Source organism: Desulfonatronum zhilinae, from assembly GCF_900182865.1.
Classification (GTDB): Bacteria; Desulfobacterota; Desulfovibrionia; order Desulfovibrionales; family Desulfonatronaceae; genus Desulfonatronum; species Desulfonatronum lacustre.
This window is the reverse complement of the sequence record NZ_FXUJ01000071.1, coordinates 1-2529: the sequence shown is the minus strand read 5'-3', so window position 1 is coordinate 2529 and position 2529 is coordinate 1. Positions and strand designations below refer to the sequence as shown.

At 61.3% G+C, this 2529-nt stretch carries 5 protein-coding genes; all 5 read right to left on the bottom strand.

The genetic code is table 11. The annotated features are described in order from the left end of the window. Window positions 1-124 (bottom strand): type II toxin-antitoxin system HicA family toxin (locus AC559A_RS18965; RefSeq protein WP_498819257.1); only part of this gene is annotated, 124 nt, incomplete at its 3' end. Further along, window positions 121-324: a type II toxin-antitoxin system HicB family antitoxin gene (locus AC559A_RS18960; RefSeq protein ID WP_498819256.1), complete on the bottom strand. Its 204-nt coding sequence runs from the start codon at window positions 322-324 to the stop codon at window positions 121-123. The genes AC559A_RS18960 and AC559A_RS18965, both read right to left, overlap by 4 nt. Window positions 325-332: 8 nt before the next feature. After that, window positions 333-1817: a monovalent cation/H+ antiporter subunit D family protein gene (locus AC559A_RS18955; RefSeq protein WP_498819255.1), complete on the bottom strand. Its 1485-nt coding sequence runs from the start codon at window positions 1815-1817 to the stop codon at window positions 333-335. 3 nt (window positions 1818-1820) lie between these two features. Beyond that, window positions 1821-2129 carry an NADH-quinone oxidoreductase subunit NuoK gene (gene nuoK / locus AC559A_RS18950; protein ID WP_028573368.1) on the bottom strand — a complete coding sequence of 103 codons (309 nt, stop codon included), beginning with the start codon at window positions 2127-2129 and terminating at the stop codon, window positions 1821-1823. Then, a partial coding sequence (locus AC559A_RS18945; RefSeq protein ID WP_498819254.1) for an NADH-quinone oxidoreductase subunit J family protein occupies window positions 2126-2529 on the bottom strand: 404 nt, incomplete at its 5' end. The genes AC559A_RS18945 and nuoK, both read right to left, overlap by 4 nt.

The following is a 2529-nucleotide window of genomic DNA, read 5'->3' as shown; positions in this document are numbered from 1 at the left end:
AAACAATTATTCTTCCGTCAGCATGCTTCATTTTCACATGACTGCCGCGGCGGTGAATTTCTACAAAGCCCAGTCGCTCCAAAGCGGACAAGACCTGACGACCAGTTAACAGCGGAGGCTTCATAAAGTGATTTCAACAAGCTCCTGGCCCTGATACTGGGCAATTTTCGTTGGATCAGGTTCAAGATACAATTCAATGGCTTCACGGATGTTCGCAAGCGCTTCGCCGGGCGTTTTCCCCTGGGACCAGCAGCTTTTCAGGGAAAGGCATCGTGCGACGAAATATCCGTCATCCCCATCTGTAATGGCGATTCTGAACAACATGTTTTCTCCTAGAACTGGGCCATGGCTTTGATGAAGCCCATGAAGGTATCCGGGTACAGGCCCAGGAAAATAGAGATCAGGGCGGTGACAAACAGGGGTACGACCATGGTCAACGGGGCTTCCTTGTAGTCTTCCAGCCGGACGCCCGGGGCCGGGGCCTCGAAAAAGGCCTTGTAGATGATCGGACCGAAGTAGCTGGCGTTGAGCACGGTGCTGGCCATCAGGGCGATCAGGATCACGATCTGCCCGGCGTCCAGGGCTCCGTTGGCCAGGTACCATTTGGTCACGAAGCCGCAGACCGGAGGCGCGCCGATCATGCTCAGGGCGGCCAGGGAAAAGGCCCCGAAGGTCCAAGGCATCCGTCGGCCCATGCCGGAAAGCAGGCTGATTTTCTTGACGTGCGTGGCCACGTAGATCGCCCCGGCCCCGAAAAACAGCGTGATCTTGGCAAAGGCGTGGTGGGCGATGTGCGTGGTGCCGCCCATCACGGCCATGGGCGTAAGCAGGGCCACGCCCAGGATCACGTAGGACAGCTGGCTGACCGTGGAATAGGCCAACCGGGCCTTGAGGTCGTCCTTGGTCAGGGCGATGCACGAGGCCACGACGATGGTGAGCGCGGCCAGATAGGCCGTGGGGATGCCCAGGTAGAGCACGTCCATGGTTTCCAGGCCAAAGGCCGAAAGGATGATCCGGCAGACGCAGAACACGCCGGCCTTGACCACGGCCACTGCGTGCAGCAGGGCCGAGACCGGGGTGGGCGCGACCATGGCCGAGGGCAGCCAGTTGTGCAGGGGCATGATCGCGGCCTTGGCCAGGCCGGCGATGAACAGCACGTAGGTTACGGTCACCGCGACGGGGTTGGCGTCCGCGGGGAAGATACCGTGGACCACGTCGGTCAGGTTGAAGTCCAGGCTGCCGGCCAGGACGTAGGTCATGATCATCGCCGGGAGCAGGAAGAGCTTGGATGTACCCATTAAGTAGACCAGGTACTTCCGGGCTCCGGCAAAGGAAGTGTCGTCCTGGTGGTGGGCGACCAGCGGGTACGTGAACAGGGTGATGACTTCGTAGAATAAGTACAGCGTGAAGATGTTCGCGCTGAAGGCCACGCCCAGGGCTCCGAAAATGGCCACGGCGAAACAAAAGTAGTAGCGGGTCTGGGCGTGCTCATTGAGCGAGCGCATGTACCCGATGTTGTAGCTGGTGGCCAGGATCCAGAGAAACGAGGCCACCAGGGCGAAGATCAGGGACAGCCCGTCCACCCCGAACTTGACCGTGACCCCGGGGATCAGAGTGAACAGGGTGTAGGTCCAGATCTTGCCGTCCAGCACGTCCGGAACAAAGGACAGCACCGTGGCGAAGGTCAGGATTCCCGCGGCAAAAGACACCGCTTCCCGGTTGTTGGGATTGGACCGGGCCAGGACGATGCCCAGGGGCGCGACCAGGGTGATGAGCAGGGGGATGAGGATTTTGGCGCTGACCAATATCTCTGGCATGGCTTAGCCTCGCAGGGTGCGCAGGCGCGCGCTTTCAATGTGGCCGTAGCGTTTGGCCACGACAATGATGATCGCCAGAACCAGGGCCGCCTCGGCCGCGGCCAAACCCATCACGAACAGGGCCGCGGCATGCCCCACGGTTCCCGAGGCGTCGGTGAGCTGGCCCGAGGCCACGATGCTCAGGCCCGCTCCGTTGAGCATCAGCTCCACGCTGATGAGCATGCCCACCAGGCTGCGCCGCCAGATCACCCCGAACAGGCCCAGGGCCAGCAAGAGCAGGCTGACCAGTTGAAACATGGAAAGCGCGGTCATTGGCCTTGTCTCCTTTCAAAGGCCAGGAGCACCGCTCCGGCCATGGCTACGGTCAGGACCACGGAAATCAGCTCAAAGGCCAGGAAATACGGCTCGATGAACGTCCGGCCCAGGTCCATGAGCACGATCTCCGTGGGATGTTCATGGGAAGCCAGAGGCTGCCAGCGCAGCACCCGGGCGATGAGCATGGTCGGGGCCAGGGCCGCGACAATGCACCCCGCACCTACCCACCAGGGCCGGCCCGACTGCTCTTCCCCGCCCACCGGCGGCTTGGTGAGCATGATCGCGAAAAAAATCATGATACTCACCGCGGCCACGTAGATCAGGATCTGCATCAGGGCCATGAACGGAGCGGCCATCAGCAGGTAGCAGCCCGCCACCCCGAACAGCGTCAGCACCA

Coding starts and splice junctions, on each gene's coding strand:
- AC559A_RS18960 (WP_498819256.1), bottom strand. CDS start 324: ATGTTGTTCAGAATCGCCATTACAGATGGGGATGACGGATATTTCGTC.
- AC559A_RS18955 (WP_498819255.1), bottom strand. CDS start 1,817: ATGCCAGAGATATTGGTCAGCGCCAAAATCCTCATCCCCCTGCTCATC.
- nuoK (WP_028573368.1), bottom strand. CDS start 2,129: ATGACCGCGCTTTCCATGTTTCAACTGGTCAGCCTGCTCTTGCTGGCC.